Annotated in this window: 27 protein-coding genes and 1 tRNA gene; 22 read left to right on the top strand and 6 right to left on the bottom strand. The window is 58.8% G+C overall.

From position 1 onward, the window contains the following. Positions 1 to 165: 165 nt before the first annotated feature. Positions 166 to 951, top strand: a complete 786-nt coding sequence (locus DCL27_RS03185) for an endonuclease/exonuclease/phosphatase family protein (protein WP_005295044.1) — start codon at positions 166 to 168, stop codon at positions 949 to 951. 64 nt (positions 952 to 1,015) lie between these two features. On the opposite strand, the gene mltD is transcribed toward DCL27_RS03185, so the two are convergent. Continuing rightward, positions 1,016 to 2,395 (bottom strand): murein transglycosylase D, encoded by a 1,380-nt coding sequence (mltD, locus tag DCL27_RS03190; protein ID WP_035600480.1) that lies wholly within the window; start codon positions 2,393 to 2,395, stop codon positions 1,016 to 1,018. A gap of 69 nt (positions 2,396 to 2,464) precedes the next feature. Beyond that, the gene (gene gloB / locus DCL27_RS03195; RefSeq protein ID WP_035600477.1) at positions 2,465 to 3,220 is read right to left on the bottom strand and encodes a hydroxyacylglutathione hydrolase; all 756 of its coding nucleotides are present in this window, start codon (positions 3,218 to 3,220) and stop codon (positions 2,465 to 2,467) included. 31 nt (positions 3,221 to 3,251) lie between these two features. Here gloB and DCL27_RS03200 point away from each other — a divergent pair, with 31 nt between their 5' ends. Next, positions 3,252 to 3,974 (top strand): methyltransferase domain-containing protein, encoded by a 723-nt coding sequence (locus DCL27_RS03200; RefSeq protein WP_005295048.1) that lies wholly within the window; start codon positions 3,252 to 3,254, stop codon positions 3,972 to 3,974. On the opposite strand, the gene rnhA is transcribed toward DCL27_RS03200, so the two are convergent. Then, positions 3,971 to 4,441, bottom strand: coding sequence for a ribonuclease HI (rnhA, locus tag DCL27_RS03205; RefSeq protein ID WP_005289597.1), 471 nt, complete (start codon positions 4,439 to 4,441; stop codon positions 3,971 to 3,973). The genes DCL27_RS03200 and rnhA overlap by 4 nt on opposite strands. 67 nt (positions 4,442 to 4,508) lie before the next feature. On the opposite strand from rnhA, the gene dnaQ reads away from it, so the two are divergent. Together dnaQ and DCL27_RS03215 are read left to right on the top strand one after the other, a co-directional pair. After that, positions 4,509 to 5,240, top strand: coding sequence for a DNA polymerase III subunit epsilon (gene dnaQ / locus DCL27_RS03210; protein ID WP_035600474.1), 732 nt, complete (start codon positions 4,509 to 4,511; stop codon positions 5,238 to 5,240). A gap of 131 nt (positions 5,241 to 5,371) precedes the next feature. Next, a tRNA-Asp gene (locus DCL27_RS03215) sits at positions 5,372 to 5,448 on the top strand. Between the two features lie 350 nt (positions 5,449 to 5,798). Here the strand turns inward: DCL27_RS03215 and hmpA are convergent. Continuing rightward, positions 5,799 to 6,992 carry an NO-inducible flavohemoprotein gene (gene hmpA / locus DCL27_RS03220; RefSeq protein ID WP_035600170.1) on the bottom strand — a complete coding sequence of 398 codons (1,194 nt, stop codon included), beginning with the start codon at positions 6,990 to 6,992 and terminating at the stop codon, positions 5,799 to 5,801. A 357-nt stretch (positions 6,993 to 7,349) separates the two neighbouring features. Here hmpA and glyA point away from each other — a divergent pair, with 357 nt between their 5' ends. Further along, positions 7,350 to 8,603, top strand: coding sequence for a serine hydroxymethyltransferase (glyA, locus tag DCL27_RS03225; RefSeq protein ID WP_035600167.1), 1,254 nt, complete (start codon positions 7,350 to 7,352; stop codon positions 8,601 to 8,603). A 47-nt stretch (positions 8,604 to 8,650) separates the two neighbouring features. Here the strand turns inward: glyA and DCL27_RS03230 are convergent, their stop codons facing one another. Then, complete coding sequence (locus tag DCL27_RS03230; protein ID WP_035600165.1) at positions 8,651 to 9,682, bottom strand: PRD domain-containing protein; 1,032 nt, start codon at positions 9,680 to 9,682, stop codon at positions 8,651 to 8,653. A gap of 196 nt (positions 9,683 to 9,878) precedes the next feature. Then, positions 9,879 to 10,682, bottom strand: coding sequence for an inositol-1-monophosphatase (suhB, locus tag DCL27_RS03235; RefSeq protein ID WP_005295055.1), 804 nt, complete (start codon positions 10,680 to 10,682; stop codon positions 9,879 to 9,881). Between the two features lie 228 nt (positions 10,683 to 10,910). Here suhB and trmJ point away from each other — a divergent pair, with 228 nt between their 5' ends. From trmJ to hisS, 17 genes are all read left to right on the top strand, one after another. Next, positions 10,911 to 11,648, top strand: a complete 738-nt coding sequence (gene trmJ, locus DCL27_RS03240; RefSeq protein WP_005289581.1) for a tRNA (cytosine(32)/uridine(32)-2'-O)-methyltransferase TrmJ — start codon at positions 10,911 to 10,913, stop codon at positions 11,646 to 11,648. Between the two features lie 221 nt (positions 11,649 to 11,869). Further along, positions 11,870 to 12,367 (top strand): Fe-S cluster assembly transcriptional regulator IscR, encoded by a 498-nt coding sequence (iscR, locus tag DCL27_RS03245; protein ID WP_005295060.1) that lies wholly within the window; start codon positions 11,870 to 11,872, stop codon positions 12,365 to 12,367. A 69-nt stretch (positions 12,368 to 12,436) separates the two neighbouring features. Continuing rightward, the gene (locus tag DCL27_RS03250) at positions 12,437 to 13,651 is read left to right on the top strand and encodes an IscS subfamily cysteine desulfurase (protein ID WP_005295063.1); all 1,215 of its coding nucleotides are present in this window, start codon (positions 12,437 to 12,439) and stop codon (positions 13,649 to 13,651) included. A gap of 30 nt (positions 13,652 to 13,681) precedes the next feature. Then, the gene (iscU, locus tag DCL27_RS03255) at positions 13,682 to 14,068 is read left to right on the top strand and encodes a Fe-S cluster assembly scaffold IscU (protein WP_005289576.1); all 387 of its coding nucleotides are present in this window, start codon (positions 13,682 to 13,684) and stop codon (positions 14,066 to 14,068) included. Positions 14,069 to 14,134: 66 nt separating this feature from the next. Then, a complete protein-coding gene (gene iscA, locus DCL27_RS03260; RefSeq protein ID WP_005289574.1) occupies positions 14,135 to 14,458 on the top strand; it encodes an iron-sulfur cluster assembly protein IscA in 324 nt (107 codons plus the stop codon). Positions 14,459 to 14,525: 67 nt separating this feature from the next. Continuing rightward, complete coding sequence (gene hscB, locus DCL27_RS03265; protein ID WP_005289570.1) at positions 14,526 to 15,044, top strand: co-chaperone HscB; 519 nt, start codon at positions 14,526 to 14,528, stop codon at positions 15,042 to 15,044. Positions 15,045 to 15,074: 30 nt separating this feature from the next. Next, positions 15,075 to 16,925: a Fe-S protein assembly chaperone HscA gene (hscA, locus tag DCL27_RS03270; protein ID WP_005289568.1), complete on the top strand. Its 1,851-nt coding sequence runs from the start codon at positions 15,075 to 15,077 to the stop codon at positions 16,923 to 16,925. A 2-nt stretch (positions 16,926 to 16,927) separates the two neighbouring features. Further along, positions 16,928 to 17,263 (top strand): ISC system 2Fe-2S type ferredoxin, encoded by a 336-nt coding sequence (gene fdx, locus DCL27_RS03275; RefSeq protein WP_005289566.1) that lies wholly within the window; start codon positions 16,928 to 16,930, stop codon positions 17,261 to 17,263. 1 nt (position 17,264) lies between these two features. Continuing rightward, entirely contained in the window at positions 17,265 to 17,465 is a 201-nt protein-coding gene (iscX, locus tag DCL27_RS03280; RefSeq protein ID WP_005295068.1) for a Fe-S cluster assembly protein IscX, read from the top strand. A 133-nt stretch (positions 17,466 to 17,598) separates the two neighbouring features. Then, positions 17,599 to 18,900: an aminopeptidase PepB gene (pepB, locus tag DCL27_RS03285; RefSeq protein WP_035600163.1), complete on the top strand. Its 1,302-nt coding sequence runs from the start codon at positions 17,599 to 17,601 to the stop codon at positions 18,898 to 18,900. A gap of 79 nt (positions 18,901 to 18,979) precedes the next feature. Beyond that, positions 18,980 to 19,846 (top strand): enhanced serine sensitivity protein SseB C-terminal domain-containing protein, encoded by an 867-nt coding sequence (locus DCL27_RS03290; RefSeq protein ID WP_035600162.1) that lies wholly within the window; start codon positions 18,980 to 18,982, stop codon positions 19,844 to 19,846. 301 nt (positions 19,847 to 20,147) lie between these two features. Next, positions 20,148 to 20,579: a nucleoside-diphosphate kinase gene (ndk, locus tag DCL27_RS03295; RefSeq protein WP_005289558.1), complete on the top strand. Its 432-nt coding sequence runs from the start codon at positions 20,148 to 20,150 to the stop codon at positions 20,577 to 20,579. Positions 20,580 to 20,829: 250 nt separating this feature from the next. Then, a complete protein-coding gene (locus tag DCL27_RS03300; protein ID WP_172953296.1) occupies positions 20,830 to 22,002 on the top strand; it encodes a bifunctional tRNA (adenosine(37)-C2)-methyltransferase TrmG/ribosomal RNA large subunit methyltransferase RlmN in 1,173 nt (390 codons plus the stop codon). 81 nt (positions 22,003 to 22,083) lie between these two features. Then, the gene (gene pilW, locus DCL27_RS03305) at positions 22,084 to 22,833 is read left to right on the top strand and encodes a type IV pilus biogenesis/stability protein PilW (protein WP_071526379.1); all 750 of its coding nucleotides are present in this window, start codon (positions 22,084 to 22,086) and stop codon (positions 22,831 to 22,833) included. Then, positions 22,823 to 23,872, top strand: a complete 1,050-nt coding sequence (gene rodZ, locus DCL27_RS03310; RefSeq protein WP_035600158.1) for a cytoskeleton protein RodZ — start codon at positions 22,823 to 22,825, stop codon at positions 23,870 to 23,872. Before pilW ends, rodZ begins: the two co-directional genes overlap by 11 nt. A gap of 25 nt (positions 23,873 to 23,897) precedes the next feature. Continuing rightward, positions 23,898 to 25,019 (top strand): flavodoxin-dependent (E)-4-hydroxy-3-methylbut-2-enyl-diphosphate synthase, encoded by a 1,122-nt coding sequence (gene ispG, locus DCL27_RS03315; RefSeq protein WP_005289547.1) that lies wholly within the window; start codon positions 23,898 to 23,900, stop codon positions 25,017 to 25,019. 109 nt (positions 25,020 to 25,128) lie between these two features. Then, entirely contained in the window at positions 25,129 to 26,403 is a 1,275-nt protein-coding gene (hisS, locus tag DCL27_RS03320) for a histidine--tRNA ligase (RefSeq protein ID WP_035600154.1), read from the top strand. Positions 26,404 to 26,412: the final 9 nt, after the last annotated feature.

Genomic DNA, 26,412 nt, shown 5'->3' on the forward strand with positions numbered 1-26,412 from the left:
TCCTACGTCGCTGAGATGCAGAGACCGCTACCTCCATGATGAAAGAGACGGTTGTAATTCGAGCTGTGCATACCTATAACAGAAGAGTAGACTCGTTAAGATAACGTAGTGTGTGCGCCATCGCGGCTCATCTCTACGGTGTATTTTGAGCAACAGGCGGTAAACGTGCGCAAAAAGAACTTTGCTATGCGCTATACGGCGGGTATGCCGGCGACGCGTATTTTCCCCGGCGCTATTCATGAGCTTGGTCAACCCGTGGCGGCGACACATGCGCTGCCAAGCGATGACATCCTACGCATCATGGTCTGGAATATCTTCAAGCAGCAACGAGCCGATTGGCTCTCGGTGTTGAAGGAGTATGGGCGGCGTTCGCAGCTGGTGTTGCTGCAAGAGGCACAGACGACGCCTGAGCTAGTCCGTTTCGCCACCAGTAACTATCTTACGGCCGATCAGGTACCCGCCTTCTCCCTACCGCAGCACCCCTCCGGGGTGATGACACTGGCGGCGGCTCATCCCATCTATTGTTGCCCGTTGCGTGAGAAAGAGCCGCTGATCCGCTTGGCGAAGTCGGCGTTGGTGACGGTCTATCCTCTATTCGATGGGCGCCTGCTGATGGTGGTTAACATCCATGCGGTGAACTTTAGTCTCGGCGTCGAGGTGTATAGTAAGCAGTTAGATCCCATCGGCGAGCAGATCGCCTTGCATAAGGGGCCGGTGATCATGGCGGGGGATTTTAATGCCTGGAGCAATCGCCGCCTCAACGCGCTACGACGCTTCGCCAGTGGGATGGAGCTTCGTGAGGTGCATTTTACGAATGATCAGCGTCGTACCGCCTTTGGCCGCCCGCTGGACTTTGTGTTTTATCGTGGCTTGGGAGTGGTTGAGGCCTCGGTATTAGTCACCCAGGCATCGGATCATAATCCGCTATTGGTCGAGTTCCGCCCGGAATAGCGCTGGGATCTGTGAGCCAATAAAAAAAGCGCCGCGAGGGCGCTTTTTTTGCTGCAGGAAAACGTCAACTATTGCCGTCTTGCTTATCTTTCACATACAACGTCAGCAAGTCACCCGGCTGGATCTGGCCGTTATCGTTAACCTTGCTATTCCAGCGCATGACATCATCGAGATCGACGCCATGGCGGCGCGCGATGCTGGAGAGCGAATCACCTTTACGCACCTTGTAGGTGATGGTGTTGTCCGCCAACGCTTTCGCATTACCGTTAGCCGCGACCTTCAAGGTCTGCCCCGCCTTCAGTGTGCTGCCGCGCAGGTTATTCATGCTCAGCAGCGTCTGTTGCGTCATGTTCAGGCGACGGGCAATCCCCGAAATGGTATCGCCGCTACGAACCTTGTAGGTCGAGCTCGTCCGGTTATCAGCCAACTGCGTATCGGGCTGAATCGCGGCGATCTCACGCTCGGCCAACGAGTCTTTCAGACGATCGACATGCGCCAAAGGAACCATGATGTAACGCGGGCCATGGCCTCGTGGTGCGGTCACATTGCGCTTATAGCCTGAGTTAAATGACTTCAGCTTGGTCAGCGACATACCTGCCATTTCGGCGGCTTGGCTGAGCTGAATCTGCTGCCCGACGTCAACGCGTGCCAAGGCTCGCTCCTGACTCGACTTCGGCAGTTTAATCCCATAGCGCTGGTTGTGCTTGATGATGTCGCTTAACGCTAACACCTTGGGCACATAGATCGACGTTTCACGCGGCAGAGAGAGCGACCAAAAATCGGTCGGACGCCCTTTGCGTTTATTGGCCTTGATCGCCTGCATGACACGCCCTTCACCGCTGTTAAAGGCGGCGAGGGTCAGCAGCCAGTCACCACCGAACATCTTGTTCATACGCTGCATCATATCCAGCGCGGCGGTGGTGGAGGCGGCGACGTCTCGGCGACCGTCATACCATTGATTCTGTTTTAATCCGTAATTACGACCCGTTTGAGGCACGATCTGCCATAGCCCTGCGGCATTGGCCGATGACGTTGCATGCGGATTAAAAGCGCTCTCCACTATGGGTAGCAGTACCAGTTCCATCGGCATATTACGTTTCTTAATCTGCTCGACAATCCAGTACATGTACGGCTCTGCCCGTAATGTTACATCGTGGAGATAGCTCTTATTGCGTAAATACTTGTTTCTTTGTTCACGGACCCGGTAGTTATCCGGAACCTTCATCTTCATGTCGTCACTAATGAAGCCCCATAAATCATCCTGCGCGATGGTACTACTGGTGTCTCCCCATCGCGCGGAGGTCGCTCGTGCGGCCGAGGGCTGTCCTGCTTCACTTCGACTGACAGAAGACAAACTCTGTGCATGCTGTTCTGGCTGCGACTGGGAACCCCCATGGCAGCCAGCTAACAACACAGAGGCGAAGATTATCGCTCTAGCCTTCATGTGTTTGTCACTGGTGATTAAAAGACGAGCAATAATACTTTGCTTGGCCGCGCAACACAAGAAAAAGCTTTAAAAGCTGTCTTTCATGTCACGTAGACAGGCAAAAACTCGCCAAATCTCATTAGGTTGCGTAGGAAAGCCTACATTCCTTTGCAAATCATCATCATAACAGCGTAAGAAAGGATTTATTTCCTTCTCAATCTGTAGGGTTGTGGGCACCGTAGGTTGGTGTTTTGCCCGCAACGCCGCCGCGTGTTGCTGATATGTTTCTATTAGCCTATTTTGGGGTAAGACATGACGTGCAAACCGCAGATTTGACTCAGTATATTCGTGCGCGCAACAAACCAGAGTGTTATCGGGAAGTTGCAAAATACGCTGTAACGAGTCAAACATTTGCTGCGCTGTCCCCTCAAACAGACGGCCGCAGCCCGCGGAAAACAGGGTGTCGCCACAAAACAGGTAGGGTGCGCTGTAGTAGGCCACATGGCCTAGCGTATGCCCTGGTACGGCGAGTACAGTCACTTCGAGCCCGAGCAGGGATAACCTATCGTTATCGGCCACCACCTGATTACATCCCGCCTCGCGGGTTTCTGCCGGGCCGTAAACCGGCAGATCAGGGTAGGCTTGGACGATTTCTGCAACGCCGCCAACGTGGTCATTATGGTGATGGGTGAGCAGAATGGCTTTAGGGGTTATCCGATTCTCTGTCAAATAGTGTAAAACCGGCGCGGCGACGCCTGGATCGACGATGAGGCAGTGACGCTGCGGATTGATTAGCAGCCAGATGTAGTTATCCTGTAGGACAGGAAGGCCGATAAGATCCATGATGTTATCTTCTCCAAAGTCAGAGGTGGCGATGAAAGCGGCACTCAGCAACTCCCCGTTTAGTGAACCCTTTACCTGGCGGCAAATCCCCTGGGGAATGCACTACCGGGCCGCATTGGAGTTACGCCTGACGCCCTGGTGGCCGAAGCTGTTTGGCTACCACCTACTGAAGTTGGGGGCGTTGAGCGCCGATCTGGCGACAGACCGTTGTACCATATCACATCAGGTGAATGTGGCTGCCGAGGGAGAGCATCTTCAGGTCATCACCGACTTAGCGCACTTACCCTTTGCCGCGAAGTCGGTGGATGCGTGTCTGCTGGGGCATTCGTTGGGGTATGCGGCGGCGCCACACCGGGTACTGCGTGAGGTCGACCGGGTCTTGGTGGATGATGGCTGGCTGATCATCAGCGGTTTCAGTCCGTTCAGCCTGCTCGGTGTCGGGCGTTTAGTGCCGGGATTACGTCGTCGCCCCCCCTACAATAGCCGGATGTTTAGTATGGGGCGCATCATGGACTGGCTGACGCTATTGAATTACGAGGTGTTGGAAGCCTCGCGCTTTCAGGTGTTACCCTGGCATCAGCCATCCATGTCGTTACTGAGTCGCCATTTCCCGGCGATGGGCTGCCTGATGCTGATCGTGGCGCGTAAGCGCACTATTCCGTTGACCTTAACGCCACAGCGCGCCTTGCATGCCCGTCCTGGCATGCGTCGCGCCTTGGGCGGCGCGGCGAAGATCCTGCGACGCCCGGGTTAATTTCCGTCGGGGCGGTAGCCCTCGTCCTCTCGCGTCGGTTTGCCCGCGGCCTGGCGCGCCAACTCATCACAGCGCTCATTTTCCGGATGGCCGGCATGGCCCTTGACCCATATCCACTCAACCTGATGTGCCTGAATGGCCTGATCTAGGCGTTGCCAGAGATCGACATTCTTGACCGGCTTCTTGTCTGCCGTCTTCCAGCCCCGCCGCTTCCAGCCATGGATCCATTGGGTGATGCCTTGGCGCACGTACTGGCTGTCGCTGTATAGTTTCACCTGGCAGTCACTGGTCAGCGCCTCTAGCGCGACGATCGCCGCCATTAACTCCATGCGGTTGTTGGTCGTCAGGTGATAGCCCGCGCTGAGCGCCTTCTCATGCTGTCGGTAGCGTAGTATGGCGCCATAGCCGCCCGGCCCCGGGTTCCCCAGGCAGGAGCCATCGGTGAAAATCTCAACCTGCTTTAACATCTCTGGTAGACTACTCCCTGATCAAAACCGTGAGTCTGACATAAAGTGACACGATGAGCACAGCAAAATGAGTACCCCAATCGCCCGCCAAATTGTCCTCGATACGGAAACCACCGGTATGAACCAGGTCGGTGCCCACTACGAGGGGCACCGCATCATTGAGATCGGCGCCGTCGAAGTCATTAACCGTCGTCTGACTGGCCGCAACTTTCACGTCTATCTCAAGCCGGATCGCTTGGTCGATCCAGAAGCGTTTATGGTGCATGGCATCAGCGATGACTTCTTGTTGGGTCAGCCGAGCTTTGCCGATGTGGTCGATGAGTTCCTCGAATTTATCCGTGGGGCGGAGTTGGTGATCCATAACGCGCCGTTCGATATCGGCTTTATGGACTACGAATTTGCCAAGCTGGGGCGCGATCTTCCCAAGACGGAGACCTTCTGCACCATCACCGATAGCTTGGTGATGGCGCGTCGCCTGTTCCCCGGCAAGCGCAATAGCTTGGATGCATTATGCAACCGCTATGAGATCGATAACAGCAAGCGAACCCTGCACGGGGCCTTGCTCGATGCCCAGATCCTGGCCGATGTCTATCTGATCATGACCGGCGGTCAGACGTCGTTGTCCTTCGCTAGCGAAGGGGATAGCGCGACGCAGGTGCAGGCCGCGGAGATCCGTCGCGTGGTGCGCGGTGCCCAAGGGCTACGGGTGGTGTATGCCAGCGAAGCGGAGCTGGCTGCACATGAACAACGTCTGGATTTGGTGCAGAAGAAGGGCGGCAGCTGCTTGTGGCGTAGCTGAAAGGCGAAAACTTACTGAAAAATCGCCAGAAAGTACAAAATATGCGCGAACGATAAACGCGAGAAGAAAAAGGGTTGACGCCACCCGGCACTCACCGTAATATGCGCCTCGTTCCCCAACGGGAACAACGCGGAGCGGTAGTTCAGTTGGTTAGAATACCTGCCTGTCACGCAGGGGGTCGCGGGTTCGAGTCCCGTCCGTTCCGCCAACATTCTAAGCCCTGGTTCAGCAATGAACCGGGGTTTTTTCTTTTTCGTTCTCTCTCTTTATTCCTGATCCCTGGCGTGGCGCAAGCCCGACCAGCGCCCTGCGAGCCTGCTCCGTGTATCCCTTCCGTCTGCTTAAGCGCCTCATCGATTGACATGACTATGCGATCAACTCGGCGTCAGCCGCGCTGAGTTACGGGGTCGTTCTGGGCATAGCCGGCCAGGTCGCCGAGAGAGGGGGATGCCGCTAGGCGAAGCGGGCGGAGAGGCGTACCCAACACACAGCATGTGCAACTTGTCATCACACATGCTGTGCGCGCTGTAGATTCGCTAGCGCTCGTGACGAGCGGCTTTACAGGATTTTATGGGGCCCGAAACACTCGTAGTGCAGACGCGCGGCATCGACACCTTGGGCCAGTAGTTGCTGAGCCACGTGTTGCATAAAGCCGACTGGACCACAGAAATAGAATTGCATGTCAGTATCGCTGAGCGTCTCACCTAGCGCAGAGAGGTCCATCATCCCGGCGTGGCACCGTGTCTGTGGGCTGACCGGTACCTGGTGCGCGGATTGACGCAGCCAGAGATGAGCCTGGGCCTGGGGAAGGGGAGCGAGCAGCCGCTCAACCTCCGCGCCGAAGGCCCACGCTTGCACGTTGTCGGCGGCGTGTAACCAGTTGAGCGCGGCTGGATGTCCTTGTGCGCTCAAGGTGGCGAGCATGCTGAGCAACGGTGTTACGCCGACGCCGGCGGAGATCAGCGTCACCGGTGTCTGTGGCGTGGTGTCGAGCGTGAACTCCCCACAGGGGGCAGACAGGAATAGGGTATCGCCAGGTTGCGCGACATCATGCAGATAGCGTGAGACGACCCCCTGTTCCTCGCGCTTGACGGCGATGCGGTAGTCGCGTCCATTCGGCGCATGGGTCAAGGAGTACTGGCGGATCGCTTGGCGAGGCAGGCTTGGGTGGCGAATGTATACGCCGAGGTATTGCCCCGGGATAAAGTCGGCCACGGGGCCGCCATCTACCGGCTCTAGGATGAAGCGGGTGATCAGCGTGCTCTCCTCGCGCTTCTCACGAATACGGAACGCGCGTTGGTGTTGCCAGCCACCCGGCTGCGCCGCCTGCTGCCGATACAACTGAGCCTCGCGATCGATAAAGATCTGCGCCAAGACGCCATAGGCCTTCCCCCAGGCCGCTAACACCGCCTCGCCGGGATTCAATAGCTCCTCCAGGGTCTTGAGCAGATGGTGGCCGACGATGGCGTACTGCTCCGCTTGGATATCGAAACTGGCGTGTTTGTGGGCGATACGCTCTACGGCGGCGCTCAACGCGCTGGGATTATCGATATGCGCGGCATAGGCACAGATAGCATGGAATAACGCTTCACGCTGATCGCCGTTGCGCTGATGACTCAGGTTGAAAATGGCTTGCAACTCAGGGTTATGACTAAACATACGTTGATAGAAGTGGCCGGTAAGCCCAGGACCATACTGTTGTAGTAAGGGCAGGGTGGATTGCACGATGGCGATGGTGTTTTGATCCAGCATAGCGTTTCCTTGGCAGGTGTTATTCATAATGATGGTTAAGATGCATTTAAAATACAACTTAATCATTTTTCCTGTCGTTGTAAATCAGTCATTGCCGACCCGATGCGATTGGCGTTACGGTAGTGATGATTTTTTATGCGAGCACACGTGGCTTGGCACAAAAATGCAACACGATTCAGGATGTCGCTCCCACCTTGTGTCGCCTATAGCCAAACGTTTGCGTAAAAATCAGGGAAGAGTGTTTTTAACAAGCTAAAAACATATTACACTGTGGTCGATTGCCCGTTTGGGTGAGGATGTATTGGCTGTGGGAGCCAAAATTTACTCAAAAACGGTTAGCTGAGTCAGGAGAAACGGATGTTAAAGCGTGAAATGAACATTGCCGATTACGATGCCGATCTGTGGCAGGCAATGCAGCGGGAAGTAGAGCGTCAGGAGCAGCACATTGAGCTGATCGCCTCAGAGAACTACACCAGTCCTCGGGTCATGCAGGCTCAGGGTTCCCAACTGACCAATAAATATGCTGAAGGTTATCCGGGTAAGCGCTACTACGGCGGTTGCGAGTATGTGGATCAGGTCGAGCAATTGGCGATCGATCGCGCCAAGGCGTTGTTCGCAGCCGATTATGCCAACGTACAGCCACACTCTGGCTCACAGGCTAACTTCGCCGTGTATACCGCGCTGCTGCAACCGGGCGATACGGTGTTGGGGATGAACCTGGCGCACGGCGGCCATCTGACTCACGGTTCTCCGGTTAACTTCTCCGGTAAGCTGTATAACGTGGTGCCTTACGGCATCGATGCCCAGGGCCGTATCGACTATGACGATTTGGCGGCACAGGCGCAGGCACATCGTCCGAAGATGATCATCGGCGGTTTCTCCGCTTATTCCGGCGTCGTCGATTGGGCGCGGATGCGTGAGATCGCCGACAGCATTGGCGCCTATCTGTTCGTGGATATGGCGCATGTGGCGGGATTGGTTGCCGCCGGTGTTTATCCCAACCCGCTCCCTCACGCTCATGTCGTCACCACCACCACGCACAAGACCCTGGCAGGTCCGCGCGGCGGTCTGATCCTGGCGAAGGGCTTGGACGAGACGCTGTATAAGAAGCTGAACTCCGCCGTATTCCCTGGGGCGCAGGGTGGCCCGCTGATGCACGTTATCGCCGCCAAGGCGGTGGCGCTGAAAGAGGCGATGGAGCCGGAGTTTACCCGTTACCAGCAGCAGGTGGCGAAGAACGCTAAGGCGATGGTCGAGGTCTTCTTGCAGCGTGGCTATAAGGTCGTCTCCGGCGGAACCGAAAACCACTTGTTCCTGCTGGATCTGGTCGATAAGCAGATCACTGGTAAAGAGGCGGACGCCGCGCTGGGGCGTGCCAACATTACCGTGAATAAGAACAGCGTACCGAACGATCCGCAAAGTCCGTTCGTCACCTCCGGCATCCGTGTCGGTACCCCGGCCATCACGCGCCGTGGCTTCAACGAGGCGGACTCGCGAGAGCTGGCCGGTTGGATGTGTGACGTATTGGATAACATTCATGATGAGGCGGTGATCGCCAATACCCGGCAGAAGGTTCTGGCGATCTGCGCCCGCCTGCCGGTTTATGCCTAATCATCGGTTTCACCGCTGTTCTTGAGCCCGCCTGTGTGCGGGCTTTTTTACGTCGCCGTCTCCTGGAGTTTGCCCGCCTGCATCAGCCACGCGCCGAGGCTGACGGCGATCAGACTGAGCTCTTCGGGCGAGAAGCGGATACGATAATGGTGCTCCAAGCCGGCGATGCTGTCGCGGGTCAGGGTCAGCAATCCCGGATGATGTAATTCCAACTCGGCCAGTAGTGGCGTACCGATGCGAATGCCGAAGCGGGCACGCTCGATAGCGGCACCCAGATGGGCGAACAGCCGGGAGCAGAGCTGTTCTCGTTGAGGAAAACGAATGCCACTACATGCCTCTACGCGCTCGACGCTCTCCTCGACTTCTTGCATCAAGGTCCGATCCTGGTCGTTATCCCGGGGCGTGGCGGCGTGATTTTTGAGTAGGCTTAGCATCAGCGTGGTGAATAGCTGTTCCTGCTGGCGCAGTTCAGGATCGAGCCGATCGAAGAGGATCTGACACAGCGCGCCCGCGCAGCCATATTCACACTTCTGCTGTAAGGCGCGGCGATGGATGTCGGGTAGCCAGCAAGGCAGCAGGCTCGTCAGCGGATGACGTTGTTGTTGCAGAGAGGCAAATAGCAACATCAAGCCGACGAGCTGTTTCTGACGAGGCGTAAAGGTGAAGCAGGGCAGCGTGGTGTGTTGATCGAGCAAGGCCGCGAAGCGCGCCAAGCACGCCTCAGGCTGTAGCGTCGGAGCGACCTGTTGCAATGCGCTGAATAGTTGCGCCTCTGAGACGCCAGGGGCGAGACGCATTCCGCGTTGCAGCCAGTGCAGCAGACACAGGCGCCACTCATAGGCTGAGCCATACAGACGATAGCCTTGGCGTGGATGGTAACTGAGATGCAAGGCGTGGTAGCGCATCATTTCACCGACCAGATGGCTCAGATCGGCCTCCGCCTCCTGGCACGGCTGGTGGTTGATCTGGCATAGACGCTGCGACGTCAGCGGTGCGTCGGCAAGTAGCAAGGCCAGTGCCAGTGTACAGCGACGCGCGGCGGGCGTGCGAGCCTCGGACGGCGGGCTTGCGTTCTGCATCGGTATTCCCCCGGCCTGAATCATACTGGAATTAATCAAGCATAAGCATAGCAAAGTCCGTCATGGCACGCCGTCGGAGTAGGCTGAATTTGCACGCAGACGTGATGCGCGTCGACGCGGCGGGTCGCCCGGAGGCGCAGATAAAAAAACACCCTGCACGCAAGCGGGCAGGGTGTCTGTTAGCGGGGATGAGCTATTAGCGCTTCAGCGCGTCGCTCAGTTCGTCACGCAGGGCGCCCAGCAGGGACTTGACCACGCGCGGGTTACCGGCGACAACGTTGCCGCTCGCCAGGTAACCATGACCGCCGACGAAGTCGGTGACCAGGCCGCCGGCTTCGCGTACCAGCAGTTCACCGGCGGCGAAATCCCACGGCTTCAGGCCGATCTCGAAGAATCCATCCACTCGGCCGGCGGCGACATAGGCCAGGTCCAACGCGGCGGAGCCGGTGCGACGGAAGTCGGCGCACTGGGTGAACAACTTGTCGACCATCTTGATGTAGGTGGCGGCGTGATGTTTCACCTTGAACGGGAAGCCCGTAGCCAGGATCGTGCCGTTCAGATCTTTCGCCTGGCCGGTACGCAGACGGTAGCCGTTGAGCTGCGCGCCCTGACCGCGGGTCGCGGTGTACAGTTCGTTACGCATAGGATCGTAGACCACGGCGACTTCGGTACGCCCTTTGATACGGACGGCGATAGAAACGGAGAAGTGCGGTAGACGCTTAATGAAGTTGGTGGTGCCATCCAGCGGATCGATTACCCATTGGATCTCGTGATCTTCACCCAACAGTTCACCACACTCTTCACTGATAATGGTGTGCTGAGGATAAGACTTGCGGATGGTCTCGATGATCAGGTGTTCAGCATCGCGATCGACGTTGGTCACAAAATCATTGCTGCCTTTCTGGCTGGCTTCTACTGCGTCGGGCGTTTCGTAACTTTTGGCAATCAGGTTACCAGCCTTGCGCGCGGCGCGCACGGCGATGTTCAGCATCGGATGCATGGGAATCTTCCACTAGATGTTAAAGAACGGGAAATTTAGACGGCAGATATTATAGCAAAGCGTATGGCAAACAACCATGCCGTTTTGCGATTAGGTGTGAGCAAATTGAAGCTGTGATGTAGATCAAGGGGTTATCTATGTGAGTTTGTGACGAATAAATCAATAGAAACCATTAATAGTCGCTTATGGTAAAATGGTCAGCTCAATTCAACCGTGTAATGAGTAACCATGCTGGACAATATTCGCATCGTGCTGGTGGAAACGTCCCACACCGGCAACATGGGGTCGACGGCTCGCGCCATGAAGACCATGGGGCTGACCAACCTGTACCTGGTGAATCCGCTGGTGCGCCCCGACTCGCAGGCTATCGCCTTGGCGGCGGGCGCCAGCGACGTGATTGGCAACGCCACCATCGTGGACAGCTTCGACGAGGCGATTGCCGGTTGCAGCCTGGTAGTGGGGACGAGCGCTCGCTCGCGCTCACTCCCCTGGCCGATGTTGGAACCACGAGAGTGCGGCCAGCGTGCGGCGCAGGAGTCGGAGCATGCGCCGGTCGCCATCGTGTTTGGTCGCGAGCGCGTCGGTCTGACCAATGATGAGTTGCAGAAGTGCCATTACCATGTGCAGATCCCGGCCAACCCGGAATACACCTCGCTGAACCTGGCGATGGCGGTGCAGATCCTCAGCTATGAGATCCGCGTCGCCCATCTGGATCGTCAGGCGGCCAAGTACCCGCCGGTAGGCGAAGAGGCCTACCCGCTGGTCGATGATTTGGAGCGCTTCTATAGCCACCTGGAGCAGACGCTGCATCATACCGGCTTTATCCGTGAAAAGAATCCGGGTCAGGTGATGAACCGTCTACGTCGCTTGTTTACCCGCGCGCGTCCCGAGGCGCAGGAGCTGAATATTTTGCGCGGTATTTTGGCGTCGATTGATAAGTACCACGCAGAACGGCACGAAAGTTAACACTCCCGGCCGTTATAGCATAGTAGAATACTAGGGTATTCCGGCGACGAGTGTTCATCGCGTTATCATTCGGTTTTCACTGATAAATACTACGAGCGGTACGGTAATACCTGAGTAAAATAGTAGGATAAATAGTTGACTGAAATAGTCAGGAATGAGAGGATGAACTTGTTAAATAATCGTGCATGTTTCACTTCTTACTCCCAAAGGGACTATTAGCCATGAGACTGACATCCAAAGGGCGTTATGCCGTAACTGCCATGCTCGATGTGGCACTTCACTCTCAGGAAGGGCCGGTACCGCTGGCGGATATTTCAGAACGCCAGGGGATCTCTCTCTCATACCTGGAGCAACTGTTTTCTCGCCTGCGTAAAAACGGCTTGGTCGCCAGCGTGCGCGGTCCCGGCGGTGGTTATCTGCTGGGCAAAGACGCCGCAGACATTGCCGTTGGGGCGGTGATTACGGCCGTCGATGAGTCGGTTGACGCCACCCGTTGCCAGGGTAAGGGGGGCTGCCAAGGCGGTACGCGTTGCTTGACTCACGCCTTATGGCGCGATCTGAGCGAACGCATCAGCGGTTTTCTCAATAACATTTCACTGGCGGAGCTGGTCAATAACCAAGAGGTTTTGGTTGTGGCCGACCGGCAGGATATGGACGTTCGGCGCAACATCGTGCCATCAGGACGTCAGGACATGATTAACGTGAACCTGCGCGCCTAAGCGCAGGCACGGCGTTGAATGATCACCCGTAAACAAATCATTTTTGGAAGTGATGTACGGAGCAATAGAATGAAATTACCGATTTATATGGACTACTCCGCCACGACGCCGGCTGATCCGCGTGTGGCCGAGAAGATGATGCAGTATCTGACGCTAGACGGTACTTTCGGTAACCCGGCTTCCCGCTCTCACCGCTTTGGCTGGCAGGCTGAAGAGGCGGTAGATGTGGCGCGCAACAACATTGCCGAGCTGGTAGGTGCCGATCCGCGTGAAATCGTGTTTACCTCGGGCGCGACCGAGGCCGACAACCTGGCGATCAAAGGGGCGGCGAACTTCTATCAGAAGAAGGGCAAGCACATTATCACCAGCAAGACCGAGCATAAGGCGGTGCTGGATACCTGCCGTCAGCTGGAGCGTGAAGGCTTTGAGGTGACCTATATGGCACCACAACCCAACGGCCTGATCGATCTGAAAGAGCTGGAAGCGGCGATGCGTGATGACACCATCCTGGTCTCCATCATGCATGTCAACAACGAGATCGGCATCATTCAGGATATTGAGACCATCGGCGAGATGTGCCGCGCGCGTGGCATCATTTTCCATGTCGACGCCACGCAAAGCGTGGGCAAACTGCCGATTGATCTGAGCAAACTGAAAGTGGATCTGATGTCCTTCTCCGGTCATAAGATCTACGGCCCGAAAGGCATCGGGGCACTGTATGTGCGTCGTAAGCCGCGTGTTCGTATCGAGGCGCAGATGCATGGCGGTGGTCACGAGCGTGGTATGCGCTCCGGTACGCTGCCGGTGCATCAGATCGTCGGGATGGGGGAAGCCTATCGCATCGCCAAGGAAGAGATGCCGACGGAAGTACCGCGTCTGCGCGCCCTGCGCGATCGCCTGTGGAACGGGCTGAAGGATATCGAAGAGGTGTACCTGAACGGCTCGTTGGAGCAGGGGGCGCCGAATATCCTGAATGTCAGCTTTAACTTTGTTGAAGGGGAATCCCTGATCATGGCGCTGAAGGATCTGGCCGTCTCTTCCGGTTCGGCCTGTACCTCCGCCAGTCTGGAGCCATCCTATGTGCTGCGTGCACTGGGCCTGAACGATGAGCTGGCGCACAGCTCCATCCGCTTCTCTCTGGGGCGCTTTACCACGGAAGAAGAAGTCGACTACGCCATCGATCTGGTGCGTAACTCCATCGGCCGTCTGCGTGACCTCTCTCCGCTGTGGGAGATGCATAAGCAGGGCGTGGATCTCAGCACCATCGAATGGGCTGCCCATTAATCCTCAGGACACCATTTTAGGAGCATCGATATGGCTTACAGCGATAAAGTGATCGACCACTATGAAAACCCGCGCAACGTCGGATCCTTCGACAACAGCGATCCGAGCGTCGGCAGCGGCATGGTCGGCGCGCCGGCTTGCGGCGACGTGATGAAGTTGCAGATTAAAGTCAACAACGAGGGTATTATTGAAGACGCTCGTTTCAAGACCTATGGCTGTGGTTCCGCCATCGCCTCCAGCTCGCTGGTGACCGAATGGGTCAAGGGGAAATCCCTGGATCAGGCGGCAGAGATCAAGAACACCGATATCGCCGAGGAGTTGGCGTTGCCACCGGTGAAGATCCACTGTTCTATCCTGGCGGAAGACGCCATCAAGGCGGCGATCGCCGATTATAAGAGCAAACATAACGCGGAGTAATTGCCGCGGACTTCGGCGGCCTCTTCGGCCGCCGTCACCCTGACTATTTTTGACTGAGGTTGTTGTATGTCGATTACCATGAGCGACTCCGCTGCAAAGCGCGTACAGACATTTTTGACCAATCGCGGTAAGGGATTGGGCCTGCGTCTGGGGGTGAAGACCTCGGGCTGTTCGGGCATGGCGTATGTGCTGGAGTTTGTCGATGTCCTGAACGAGGACGATGTGGTTTTCGAAGATAAAGGGGTGAAAGTCATCGTTGACGGTAAGAGCCTGGTCTATCTGGACGGCACCGAGCTGGACTTCGTCAAAGAGGGGCTGAACGAGGGCTTTAAGTTCAACAACCCGAACGTCAAGAACGAGTGTGGTTGCGGCGAAAGTTTCAACGTCTAATCCCACGCATCGTCATCCGTCGGCGCCATACGGCGCCGCATTTCCGTTATCAGCATCAGAGTACGGCATGGACTATTTCACGCTTTTTGGGCTGCCGACACGTTATGAAGTCGACGGCAATCTGCTCGCTGCGCGTTTTCAGGAGTTGCAGCGCCAGTTTCATCCCGATCGTTTCGCCACCGCGCCCGAGCGCGAGCGTCTCCTGGCCATCCAACAGGCCGCCACCATCAACGACGGCTACCAGACCCTGAAGCATCCTCTCAAGCGCGCCGAATATCTGCTCTCGCTCCATGGTTTCGACATCAATAATGAACAGCAGACGATGCACGATACGGCCTTTCTGATGGAACAGATGGCGTTGCGCGAGGAGCTGGAGGCGTTGGCGCAGCAGGCCGACGCCGAAGCGGCATTAATGAACTTTGCCGCCAGGATCGCTAAAATGGTACAGACACGCAGCGCGCAGCTGGTCAACGATTTGGACCGCCAGGCGTGGTCATCGGCGGCCGACAGCGTACGCAAGCTGCGCTTTCTCGACAAACTTCACCAGCAGGTCGAACAGCTCGAAGAGCGACTGCTGGGGATGTAACCCTATTTTGACGGATTAACGGAAGCGAACATGGCGTTATTACAAATCAGTGAGCCGGGGCTAAGCGCCGCGCCGCATCAGCGTCGGCTGGCGGCGGGTATCGATCTGGGCACCACCAACTCTCTGGTGGCGACCGTGCGTAGCGGCCAGGCCGAAACGCTGGCCGATGAGCAGGGACGCCACCTGCTGCCCTCGGTGGTGCGCTACCAAGCGGAGGGGCTGCTGGTGGGTGCGGAGGCGCGCGCGCAGGCCGCCACGGATCCGCTCAACACCGTCAGCTCGATCAAACGCATGATGGGGCGCTCACTGGCCGACATTCAGGCGCGCTATCCCCATCTGCCTTACCAGATGACGGCCAGCGAGAGCGGGATGCCGCAGTTGGCTACCGCCGCAGGCAACGTCAACCCGATCCAGGTGTCTGCCGACATCCTCGCCGCGCTCTCTGCGCGGGCGCAGGCGTCGCTGGGGGGCGAGCTGGACGGGGTGGTGATCACCGTTCCAGCCTATTTCGATGACGCTCAGCGTCAGGGGACGAAAGACGCGGCGCGTCTGGCCGGGCTGCATGTCTTGCGCCTGCTCAACGAGCCGACGGCCGCCGCGATCGCCTATGGCCTGGATTCGGGCCAGGAAGGGGTGATCGCCGTCTACGATCTGGGGGGCGGGACCTTCGATATCTCCATCCTACGCCTGAGCCGTGGCGTCTTCGAGGTGCTGGCCACCGGCGGTGACTCTGCATTGGGGGGGGATGATTTTGACCACCTGTTGGCCGATTGGCTGCGTGAACAGTCCGGGATGCACGATCGCCGCGATGCCGGATTGGCACGCCGCTTCTTGGATGCCGCCGTGGCGGCCAAGATCGCCCTCAGTAGCCAGGAGCAGGTTGAGGTCTGTGTCGATGATTGGCGGGGGCAGGTAAGCCGTGCGCAGTTCGACGCGCTGATCGCTCCGCTGGTGAAGCGTACCCTGTTAGCCTGCCGTCGCGCGCTGAAGGATGCCGCCGTCGGCGTCGAAGAGGTGCTCGAGGTGGTGATGGTCGGCGGCTCGACGCGTGTGCCGCTGGTGCGTAGCCTGGTGGGGGATTTCTTCGGTCGCCCGCCGTTGACCGCCATCGATCCCGACCGGGTGGTGGCGATCGGGGCGGCGATCCAGGCCGATATTCTGGTCGGCAACAAGCCGGACGCCGAGATGCTGCTGCTGGACGTGATCCCGCTCTCTCTGGGGCTGGAAACCATGGGCGGCTTAGTCGAGAAGGTCATCCCGCGCAACACCACCATTCCGGTGGCCCGAGCACAAGAGTTCACCACCTTCAAGGATGGTCAGACGGCGATGATGATCCATGTGGTGCAGGGCGAACGTGAGCTGGTGCAAGACAACCGTTCCCTGGCGCGCTTCACCCTGCGCGGTATTCCGCCGCTGCCGGCGGGCGGCGCCCATATTCGCGTCACCTTCCAGGTTGATGCCGACGGGTTGCTCAGCGTCACTGCGATGGAGAAATCCACCGGGGTGCAGGCGGCGATCCAGGTGAAGCCCTCCTATGGGCTGAGCGAGGATGAGATTGTCGGCATGATCCAATCGTCGATGGCGAACGCCGAAGGCGATCTCAGCGCTCGCATGTTGGCGGAGCAAAAAGTCGAGGCCGCGCGCGTGCTGGAAAGCCTGCGTGGCGCGTTGCAGCAGGACAGTGCCCTGCTGAGCGCAGAGGAACTGGCGGCGATCCGCCAGGTTGAGGATGGGCTGCAAGCGGCCGCCGCCGGCGATGATACGGCGGCGATCGAAGCGGCGATCCAAGCACTGGATGCACAAACCCAAGAATTTGCCGCGCGACGCATGGATGCCTCCATCCGTCGTGCACTGGCCGGTCACTCTGTGGATGAGGTTTAAACATGCCAAAAATCGTATTTCTGCCCAATCAGGAACACTGCCCCGAGGGCGCGGTGATCGAGGCCCAGGAAGGTGAAACGATCCTTGATGCCGCGCTGCGCAACGGGATTGAAATTGAACACGCTTGCGAGAAGTCTTGCGCTTGCACCACCTGCCACTGCATCGTTCGTGAAGGCTTCGACTCCTTGGCGGAGAGCAGCGAGCTGGAGGATGACATGCTAGATAAGGCTTGGGGCTTGGAGCCGGAGAGCCGTTTAAGCTGCCAGGCTCGGGTCGCGGCAGAGGATCTGGTCGTCGAGATCCCGCGTTATACCGTCAACCATGCGCGGGAGCACTAAGGTGGGACTGAAATGGCACGATAGCCGCGCCATCGGCGAGGCATTGTATGACGCGCATCCCGACGTTTCGCCGCAGAGCGTACGTTTTACCGACCTGCACCGTTGGATCTGCGCGCTCGATGAGTTCGACGACGATCCGGCGGCCTCGAATGAAAAAATTCTGGAAGCGATCCTGCTGGTTTGGTTAGATGAGGCAGAGTGAGCAGGGCAGCCCCGCCGTCGAATCTGGCGTGTGGGTGCCGCCCGGGCAAGCCACCCGTAGGGGTGGCTTTTTACTATTGGCGCCGTGCCAGCAAGGGCTGGTGCGGGCCGTGTAAGCAAGCGGGAGAATTAGCATGACGAATGAATTGATGCCGATCCGTTTATCGCGTCAGGCCGCCGATGCACGTTGGGGCAACGATGCCTTAGTGAGCGCCGACGCCCAAGGGATGACCATCCATGCCGGAGAAGGGGTCGATATCGGGCTGATCCAGCGTGCGGCGCGTCGCCTCGATGGACAAGGCGTGAAGCGTGTCGCCTTGGTCGGCGATGATTGGAGCCTGGCCGCCAGTTGGGCCTTCTGGCTGGGTTACCGTAACCCGAAAGGCGGCCAGCAGATCGAATGGCCGGCGTTGAGCGCCGCCGATCGCAGCGAGCTGGATCGGCGTCTGGCGAGTGTCGACTGGGTCCGCGAGATCATCAATACCCCGGCGGAGGCCTTGGGGCCGTCCCAACTGGCGCAACGTGCGGTCGATCTGCTGTGCGCTCAGGCCTGCGACAGCATCCACTACCGCATCACCAAGGGGGAGGATCTGCGTGAGCAGGGTTATATGGGGCTGCACAGCGTCGGGCGTGGCTCGTCTCGCTCTCCGGCTCTGTTAGAGCTGGATTATAACCCGAGCGGTGATCCGGCGACGCCGGTGCTGGCCTGCCTGGTCGGTAAAGGTATCACCTTCGACTCCGGTGGCTATAGCTTGAAGCAGAGCGCCTACATGGATTCGATGAAGTCCGACATGGGTGGTGCGGCACTGCTGACCGGCGCGCTGGCGCTGGCCATCGCCCAGGGGCTTCAGGCGCGGGTCAAACTCTACCTGTGTTGCGCCGATAACCTGGTGAGCGGTAACGCCTTTAAGCTGGGCGACATCATCCATTACCGTAACGGTAAGCGGGTTGAGATCATGAACACCGACGCCGAAGGGCGCTTGGTGCTGGCCGATGGTTTGATCGATGCCTCGCGTCAGAATCCTCGCCTGATCATCGACTGTGCCACCCTGACCGGTGCCGCCAAGACCGCCCTCGGTGGCGACTATCACGCGTTGTTCTCCTTCGACGACGCCTTGGCGGCGGCATTGCAGGCGAGCGCGGCCCAGGAGGATGAGCCCTTCTGGCGTCTGCCGCTGGCCGAGTTCCACCGCAGCCAGTTGCCATCTTCCTTCGCCGATCTCAGCAACGTGGCCGGAGCGGCGCACTCCGCCGGTGCCAGCACGGCGGCGGCATTCCTGTCACACTTCGTCAGCGACTATCGCCACGGTTGGTTGCATATCGACTGTAGCGCCACCTACCGCAAGTCGGCGGTGGATCAGTGGGCGGCTGGCGCGACGGGTATCGGGGTGCGGACATTGGCGCGCCTGCTGCTTAATCAGGCCGCGTGCTGCTAACGTGATGCTGTTGGCCTCGCCTGCATGGCGGGGCCGTTAGCCTGAGAGAAGATGGAATCGGATAACAGGAGTGAGTACGGTGTGCGCAAGCGATAATCATCCACAGCCTGGCGAACAGCCGCACGATCATCACCATGATCATCACCATGCGACGCCGGAGGAGCGGCTCGAGGCGAGCCTGATGCAGGCGAGCCGCGATCCCGCTTACCTGGCGTTATTCTACCGCGAGCTGCTGGCGGCGACGGTCTATCTACCGTTGCGTGCGGCGAGCGCAGAGGGCGAGCAGGATGAGGGGGTGGAGATCGAACACTGGGAGATGAGCGATGGAAGTAGCGTCATCCCCTTCTTCTCATCGCCTCAGCGTCTGCAACAGGCGCTGGGCGGTGAGGCGGCAGGCGCGGTGACGGCGTTGCCGGCGCGCGAGTTGTTTAGCCTGACCCGTGGCGAGCAGTTATTCCTCAACCCGAAGTGTGAACAGGGCAAAGCCTTCTATCCACAAGAGATTGCCATGCTCCTAGCGAGTGATGGCATGGCGCCGTCGCAGAGTCTGGTGATCGACGGTGGGCAGTCGATTCGTATCGGGCCGTTGGAGAGCCCGCCAGAGGCGTTGCAAGCGGGACTGGCGACGCTGTGCGGGCAACGCGAGCTGGTGCGTAGCGCTTGGTTGGTGCATTTCCAAGATCCGCAGTGTGATGAGCAGCCCGTCTTGTTGCTGGCATTGGAGTTGGAGGGCGACGACGAGGCGGCTCACCAGGTGTTGATCCACGAGGCGGGAACCCTGGTCAGTGGCTTGCTGGAGCAGGATGAGGTGGTGGATGTCTGCTGTATTCGCCGCACGCAAGCCGATCCGCTGGCTGACTATCTACGTACCCATATCACCCCCGCCTACCAACGGCGTTGGGGGGGATGGTTACGTAATGCCATTCCCATCGCGCCGAGTTGTTAAGCGCACCTCGCCTACCACCGTGTGCATCGCTGTGGTAGGCATCAAAAAATTCATATCTTTTTAACAAATTAACGCCGGGCACCATAGGCAACGCCCCGGCGCTCACCTTATAATCGACGCGCTTGGCCAGGATACCCTTTGGGGTGATATCGGGCCGGCGTTGCGCCGTCGCCGGAGGGATCCGTAAGTAAAATCTTCCGTCTGCTCATGGCGTTAGCATGGCCGGTCGGCTTTCTTCCGGCGCCGTGGCGCCGTAGAATCCCGCGCGGATTTTGATTCAAGCAGTCTGACAGGGGTAGACATGACCTTAGAACGTACCTTTTCCATCGTAAAACCGAATGCGGTTGCCAAAAATGTGATCGGCGCCATCTATGCACGCTTTGAGGCGGCAGGGTTGTCGATCGTCGCCGCTAAGATGGTGCACCTGACGCGCGAGCAGGCGGAAGGCTTCTATGCCGAGCATCGCGAGCGTCCTTTCTTTACTGGCTTGGTCAACTTTATGACCTCTGGGCCGATCATGGTACAGGTACTGGAAGGGGAGGACGCGGTTCGGCGCAACCGTGAGATCATGGGGGCAACCAACCCGGAGAATGCCTTGGCGGGCACACTGCGTGCGGATTATGCCGATAGCCTGACGGAGAATGCGGTGCATGGCTCCGATTCGCCCGCCTCCGCCGAGCGGGAGATCGCCTACTTCTTCAGCGCCGACGAGCTCTGCCCGCGCACGCGTTGAAGCCGTAGTCTGGCGGTGAAATCCGCCCCGGATGCACGATCGCCATGGCATCGTCTGGCGAGAGTGAGTACAATATAGCGCCCCGTGTTTCTACCGGGGCGTTATTGTCTACCCGTTTTTCCATCTCGCCGCAGGCGGCGCGATGGCAATGAGCCGCAAAGTGTAACAACGAGGCCTAGCTATTTTTATGTCCAAGAATCCTTCATCGCATGCGGGCCGTGCGCCCGATGCCACTGCCGTCGAGTCTCCCTTGTCTGATATTCATCTTAACCCACTCTCTGCCGAGGGGGCGCCTTGCGCAGCCCAGCCGGCGGAAAAAATTAACCTGCTTGATCTGAACCGTAAGCAGATGCGTGAATTCTTCGCCGCGATGGGCGAAAAACCGTTCCGTGCCGATCAGATCATGAAGTGGATCTATCATTATTGCTGCGACGACTTCGATGCGATGACCGATATCAACAAGGTGCTGCGCGCCAAGTTGAAACAGGTGGCGGAGATCCGGGCGCCGGAAGTGGCGGTGGAGCAGCGCTCCTCCGATGGCACCATCAAGTGGGCTCTCCAGGTCGGTGACCAGCGAGTCGAGACGGTCTACATTCCGGAAGACGATCGGGCCACCCTGTGTGTCTCGTCCCAGGTGGGCTGCGCGCTGGAGTGCAAATTCTGTTCGACGGCACAACAGGGCTTTAACCGTAACCTACGGGTGTCGGAAATCATCGGTCAGGTCTGGCGCGCGGCCAAGATCATTGGCGCTCAGAAGGTCACCGGCAACCGTCCGATCACCAACGTGGTGATGATGGGGATGGGTGAGCCGTTGCTCAATATGACCAACGTGATCCCGGCGATGGAGATCATGCTGGATGACTTTGGTTTCGGCCTCTCCAAGCGGCGTGTCACCCTCTCCACCTCAGGGGTGGTGCCGGCGCTGGATAAGCTGGGCGACATGATCGACGTGGCGTTGGCTATTTCGCTGCATGCCCCGAATGACGCGATCCGCGACCAGATCGTGCCGATCAACCGTAAGTACAACATCGAAACCTTCCTGGCGTCGGTGCGTCGTTACCTGGAGAAATCCAATGCCAATCAGGGGCGGGTGACGGTCGAGTATGTGATGCTGGACCATGTCAACGATGGGACGGAGCACGCCCACCAACTGGCGGAATGCCTGAAGGATACCCCATGTAAGATCAACCTGATCCCATGGAACCCCTTCCCGGGCGCGCCCTTTGGCCGCAGCTCCAACAGCCGGATCGACCGTTTTTCTAAGGTGTTGATGGAGTATGGCTTTACCGTCATCGTGCGTAAGACGCGTGGTGATGACATCGACGCGGCCTGCGGTCAGTTGGCCGGCGAGGTCATCGACCGAACCAAACGGACCCTGAAGAAGCAGGCGGCCGGGGAACCTATCAACGTGCGCGAAGTCTGATGTAACAGGGCGCCCGTCGCTGATTGGCGGCGCGCGCCTCACATCGAGGCTTGCTCGCATGCGAGAGTGCGGGAGCAAGGGATGAGAACGATAAGGGCGGTGATGAGTTGGGGGTTGGCCGTCGTGCTGGCCGGGTGTGCTGAACGGTCAGTCGAGACCTCACCGGATCGCGCGGCGGCGTTACCGCTTCCGCAGCAGGCATTTACGGCGTTGGCACGCGGCGATCTGCCGCAGGCACAACAGGCGCTCTCACAACTCTCGGCCTCCGCGCCTGATGACTATCGTACCTTGCTGCTGACGGCGATGTATCAGCAACAGCGCGGTCAGTTGCAAACGGCCGCGCAAGGCTATCGCCAGGCACTGGCGGCGGCGCCGGACAGCGCCACCGTGATGAATAATTACGGTGCGTTTCTCTGCACTTTAGGGCAGTATGTAGCGGCGCAACAACAGTTTAACGCGGCGGCCTCCCGCTCCGATGAGGGATGGGTTGCCGGCGCATTTTTCAGCGCAGGAAGCTGCTTCTTGCATGCCGCCCGTCCCGATGAGGCGCGTAGACTTTTCATCCGTGCGTTGAAGGCGGATCCGCAGCAGGGCGCGCACCTGCTGGCGGCGGCCTCGCAAGCGCTACAACAGGGTAAGCGCACGGAAGCACGACTGATGTTGGATGTTTACAATCATATTTTACCGGCTAGCGCCGATAGTTTATGGTTACAAATCCGTTTCGCTGCGTTAGATGGGCGCCAGACGAACCTTGAACGTTATGGCAAACAACTGGCGCGAAATTTTCCACAATCCCAACAGTACCAGCAGTTCCTAGCGAATGAATACTGAAGCCTCCCAAGATCAAGCAGCACCGATGAGCACTGGCGAGCGTCTGCGCCAGGGCCGTGAACGTTTAGGGCTTACCCAGCAGCAGGTGGCAGAACGCCTGTGTCTGAAGCTCTCGACAATACGAGATATCGAAGAAGACAAGGCCCCCGATGGCTTAGTGTCAACCTTCGTCCGTGGCTATATCCGCGCCTATGCCAAGCTGGTACAGATCCCCGAGCAGGAGATCGCACCGCTGCTGGCCAAGCAGGCACCGGTCCGGGCGGTAAAAATGGCGCCGATGCAAAGCTTTTCGCTGGGCAAGCGGCGTAAGAAACGCGAAGGCTGGTTGATGACCTTCACCTGGCTGGTGATCTTTGTGGTAATTGGCATCACCGGGTCATGGTGGTGGCAGAACCATAAGGCTCAGCAGCAGGATATCGTCGAGATGGCCGATGAGTCCTCGGCGCAGCTGGCGAAACAGCAGCAGGCTCAGCCCGTCGACTTGTCCGCCTCCGCGGCGTCGGCGGCGGATGACGCGGCGGCCAGCACGGCATCCTCCTCCCAGCCTGCGACCCCTATCGCCCCGACCAGCAGCGATAGCGCGGCCCCGGCGGCGCAGGGTGAGAGCACCCCTCCGGCCGTCAACGCCGCCAACGGGAGCGCGCAAGCGACTCCGGCACCGAGCGCGACGACGGCACCCGGCGCGGTAGTGGCGCCGAGCCAAGCCGATGTCACGCCGTTATCTACGGCGTTGCCGACGGCGGCGGCTAGCGTTGCGGCAGGGAGCGAGGCGGCGAGCACACAGCCTCTGGTCATGCACTTTAACGACAAGTGCTGGCTGGAAGTGCGTGATGCCAGCGGTAAGATCCTGTTCAGCGGCTTGCAACCGGCAGGGGCGAAGCTCGAACTTTCCGGTAAGGCGCCTTACCGTCTGAAGATCGGCGCGCCAGCGGCGGTGCAGATCCAGTATCTGGGCAAGCCGGTCGATCTGAGTCGTTTTATCAAGTCAAGCCAGGTTGCCCGTTTGACGTTAGACGCACAACCTGCGGCGGCTAACTGAGTTACGGCAAGGGCGGAGAGAAGTCATGCATAACGCATCCCCCATCAAGCGCCGTAAATCGACGCGTATCAATGTCGGCAGTGTGCCGATCGGTGACGGCGCTCCGATTGCCGTCCAGTCTATGACCAACACCCGTACCACCGATGTGGCGGCGACGGTGGCCCAGATCCGCGCCTTGGAGCGGGTCGGGGTCGATATCGTGCGGGTCTCGGTGCCGACCATGGAGGCGGCCGAGGCCTTTAAGCTGATTAAGCAGCAGGCCCAGGTGCCGCTGGTGGCGGATATCCACTTCGACTACCGCATCGCCTTGAAGGTGGCGGAGTACGGCGTGGACTGCCTGCGCATTAACCCCGGCAACATCGGCAACGAGAGTCGCATCCGTTCGGTGGTCGACTGCGCGCGTGAGCGCGGTATTCCCATCCGTATCGGGGTGAACGCCGGCTCGCTGGAGAAGGATATCCAGGAGAAGTATGGCGAACCGACGCCGCAGGCGTTGCTGGAGTCGGCCATGCGTCATGTCGACATTCTGGATCGGCTCAACTTCGATCAGTTCAAGGTCAGCGTGAAGGCCTCCGACGTCTTCTTGGCGGTCGGGGCGTATCGCCTATTGGCGGAGCGTATCGATCAACCGCTGCATCTGGGGATCACCGAGGCGGGCGGCGCCCGTAGTGGCTCCGTCAAGTCGGCGATCGGGCTGGGCATGCTGTTGGCGGAAGGGATCGGCGATACCTTGCGTGTGTCGCTGGCCGCCGATCCGGTGGAAGAGGTCAAGGTCGGGTTCGACATCCTCAAGTCGCTGCGTATCCGTTCTCGCGGCATCAACTTCATCGCCTGCCCGACCTGTTCGCGTCAGGAGTTTGACGTGATCGGCACGGTGAATGCGTTGGAGCAGCGTCTGGAAGATATCGTCACGCCGATGGATGTCTCCATCATTGGCTGTGTAGTTAACGGCCCGGGCGAGGCGTTGGTCTCGACGCTGGGGGTGACAGGCGGCCATAATAAGAGCGGGTTTTACGAAGATGGCGTGCGTCAGAAAGAGCGTTTCGACAACAGCGCCATCATCGATCAGTTGGAGGCGAAGATCCGCGCCAAGGCGGCGCAGTTGGATGAGAAGATGCGAATCGGCATCACCCAACTGGACGCCTAATGACATGCACGGCGCCGCGTCGGCGGCGCCGTAGTCTGCCCGCGTTGAAGAGGGACTAGCGTTGCCTCTATAATCGGGCCAGTTTTTGCAAATTACATAGAGAGTTGACGTGGCTAAGAATATCCAGGCCATTCGTGGCATGAACGACTATCTGCCGGCAGACACGGCGCTGTGGCAGCCGATCGAGGCGGCGCTCAAGCAGGTGCTGGCCAGCTACGGCTACAGCGAGATCCGTTTGCCGATTGTAGAGCAGACCCCGTTATTCAAACGCGCCATCGGCGAAGTGACCGATGTGGTTGAGAAAGAAATGTATACCTTCGAAGACCGCAATGGCGACAGCCTGACGCTGCGTCCAGAAGGGACCGCGGGTTGCGTGCGCGCCGGGATCGAGCATGGTCTGCTGTACAATCAGGAGCAGCGTCTGTGGTACATCGGGCCGATGTTCCGTCATGAGCGTCCGCAGAAGGGGCGCTATCGCCAGTTCCATCAGTTGGGTGCCGAGGTGTTTGGCCTCGCCGGTCCAGACATCGATGCCGAAATCATCATGATGACCGCTCGCTGGTGGAAAGTGTTGGGCATCGCCGAGCACGTGGCGTTGGAACTGAACTCCATCGGCTCGCTGGAGGCGCGCGCTAACTATCGCGATGCGCTGGTCGCTTATCTGGAGCAGTATAAAGATCAGCTGGACGAAGACTGCAAACGTCGCATGTACAGCAACCCGTTGCGTGTGCTGGATTCGAAGAATCCCGACGTGCAGGCGCTGTTGAACGATGCCCCGCGTCTGTCAGATTATCTGGACGAGGAGTCTCGCACCCACTTCGCCGGGCTATGCCGCCTGCTGGACGACGCCGGTATTGCCTACACGGTGAATGAACGCCTGGTGCGTGGCTTGGACTACTATAACCGTACCGTATTCGAGTGGGTGACGAACAGCCTGGGCGCCCAGGGCACCGTCTGTGCCGGTGGCCGTTACGATGGTCTGGTGGCGCAATTGGGCGGCCACGCCACACCGGCGGTCGGCTTCGCCATGGGGCTGGAGCGTCTGGTGCTGCTGGTACAAGCGGTTAACCCGGACTTCCTGCCGCAGCGTACGGTCGATGTCTACCTGATCGCCGTCGGCGAGGGGACCCAGAGCGCGGCGATGCGCCTGGCCGAGCAGCTGCGTGATGCGCTGCCGCAGATGCGTCTGATGACTAACTACGGCGGCGGTAACTTTAAGAAGCAGTTCGCTCGTGCCGACAAGTGGGGCGCCCGTATCGCCCTGGTGCTGGGAGAGAGCGAAGTGCAGAGCGGTCAGGTGAATGTGAAGTGCCTGGCAAGCGGCGAACAGCAGAGCGTGGCGCAGGATCAGGCCGCGGCGTTGTTGGCGACCATGTTGGGCTAAGGAGTAAGA

The organism is Edwardsiella tarda ATCC 15947 = NBRC 105688 (genome assembly GCF_003113495.2).
GTDB classification, from domain to species: domain Bacteria; phylum Pseudomonadota; class Gammaproteobacteria; order Enterobacterales; family Enterobacteriaceae; genus Edwardsiella; species Edwardsiella tarda.

What these genes read in the sequence shown, in the direction of transcription:
- mltD (WP_035600480.1), bottom strand. Translation starts at nt 2,395, where the DNA reads ATGAAGGCTAGAGCGATAATCTTCGCCTCTGTGTTGTTAGCTGGCTGC.
- gloB (WP_035600477.1), bottom strand. Translation starts at nt 3,220, where the DNA reads ATGGATCTTATCGGCCTTCCTGTCCTACAGGATAACTACATCTGGCTG.
- DCL27_RS03200 (WP_005295048.1), top strand. Translation starts at nt 3,252, where the DNA reads ATGAAAGCGGCACTCAGCAACTCCCCGTTTAGTGAACCCTTTACCTGG.
- rnhA (WP_005289597.1), bottom strand. Translation starts at nt 4,441, where the DNA reads ATGTTAAAGCAGGTTGAGATTTTCACCGATGGCTCCTGCCTGGGGAAC.
- dnaQ (WP_035600474.1), top strand. Translation starts at nt 4,509, where the DNA reads ATGAGTACCCCAATCGCCCGCCAAATTGTCCTCGATACGGAAACCACC.
- hmpA (WP_035600170.1), bottom strand. Translation starts at nt 6,992, where the DNA reads ATGCTGGATCAAAACACCATCGCCATCGTGCAATCCACCCTGCCCTTA.
- glyA (WP_035600167.1), top strand. Translation starts at nt 7,350, where the DNA reads ATGTTAAAGCGTGAAATGAACATTGCCGATTACGATGCCGATCTGTGG.
- DCL27_RS03230 (WP_035600165.1), bottom strand. Translation starts at nt 9,682, where the DNA reads ATGCAGAACGCAAGCCCGCCGTCCGAGGCTCGCACGCCCGCCGCGCGT.
- suhB (WP_005295055.1), bottom strand. Translation starts at nt 10,682, where the DNA reads ATGCATCCGATGCTGAACATCGCCGTGCGCGCCGCGCGCAAGGCTGGT.
- trmJ (WP_005289581.1), top strand. Translation starts at nt 10,911, where the DNA reads ATGCTGGACAATATTCGCATCGTGCTGGTGGAAACGTCCCACACCGGC.
- iscR (WP_005295060.1), top strand. Translation starts at nt 11,870, where the DNA reads ATGAGACTGACATCCAAAGGGCGTTATGCCGTAACTGCCATGCTCGAT.
- DCL27_RS03250 (WP_005295063.1), top strand. Translation starts at nt 12,437, where the DNA reads ATGAAATTACCGATTTATATGGACTACTCCGCCACGACGCCGGCTGAT.
- iscU (WP_005289576.1), top strand. Translation starts at nt 13,682, where the DNA reads ATGGCTTACAGCGATAAAGTGATCGACCACTATGAAAACCCGCGCAAC.
- iscA (WP_005289574.1), top strand. Translation starts at nt 14,135, where the DNA reads ATGTCGATTACCATGAGCGACTCCGCTGCAAAGCGCGTACAGACATTT.
- hscB (WP_005289570.1), top strand. Translation starts at nt 14,526, where the DNA reads ATGGACTATTTCACGCTTTTTGGGCTGCCGACACGTTATGAAGTCGAC.
- hscA (WP_005289568.1), top strand. Translation starts at nt 15,075, where the DNA reads ATGGCGTTATTACAAATCAGTGAGCCGGGGCTAAGCGCCGCGCCGCAT.
- fdx (WP_005289566.1), top strand. Translation starts at nt 16,928, where the DNA reads ATGCCAAAAATCGTATTTCTGCCCAATCAGGAACACTGCCCCGAGGGC.
- pepB (WP_035600163.1), top strand. Translation starts at nt 17,599, where the DNA reads ATGACGAATGAATTGATGCCGATCCGTTTATCGCGTCAGGCCGCCGAT.
- ndk (WP_005289558.1), top strand. Translation starts at nt 20,148, where the DNA reads ATGACCTTAGAACGTACCTTTTCCATCGTAAAACCGAATGCGGTTGCC.
- pilW (WP_071526379.1), top strand. Translation starts at nt 22,084, where the DNA reads ATGAGAACGATAAGGGCGGTGATGAGTTGGGGGTTGGCCGTCGTGCTG.
- rodZ (WP_035600158.1), top strand. Translation starts at nt 22,823, where the DNA reads ATGAATACTGAAGCCTCCCAAGATCAAGCAGCACCGATGAGCACTGGC.
- ispG (WP_005289547.1), top strand. Translation starts at nt 23,898, where the DNA reads ATGCATAACGCATCCCCCATCAAGCGCCGTAAATCGACGCGTATCAAT.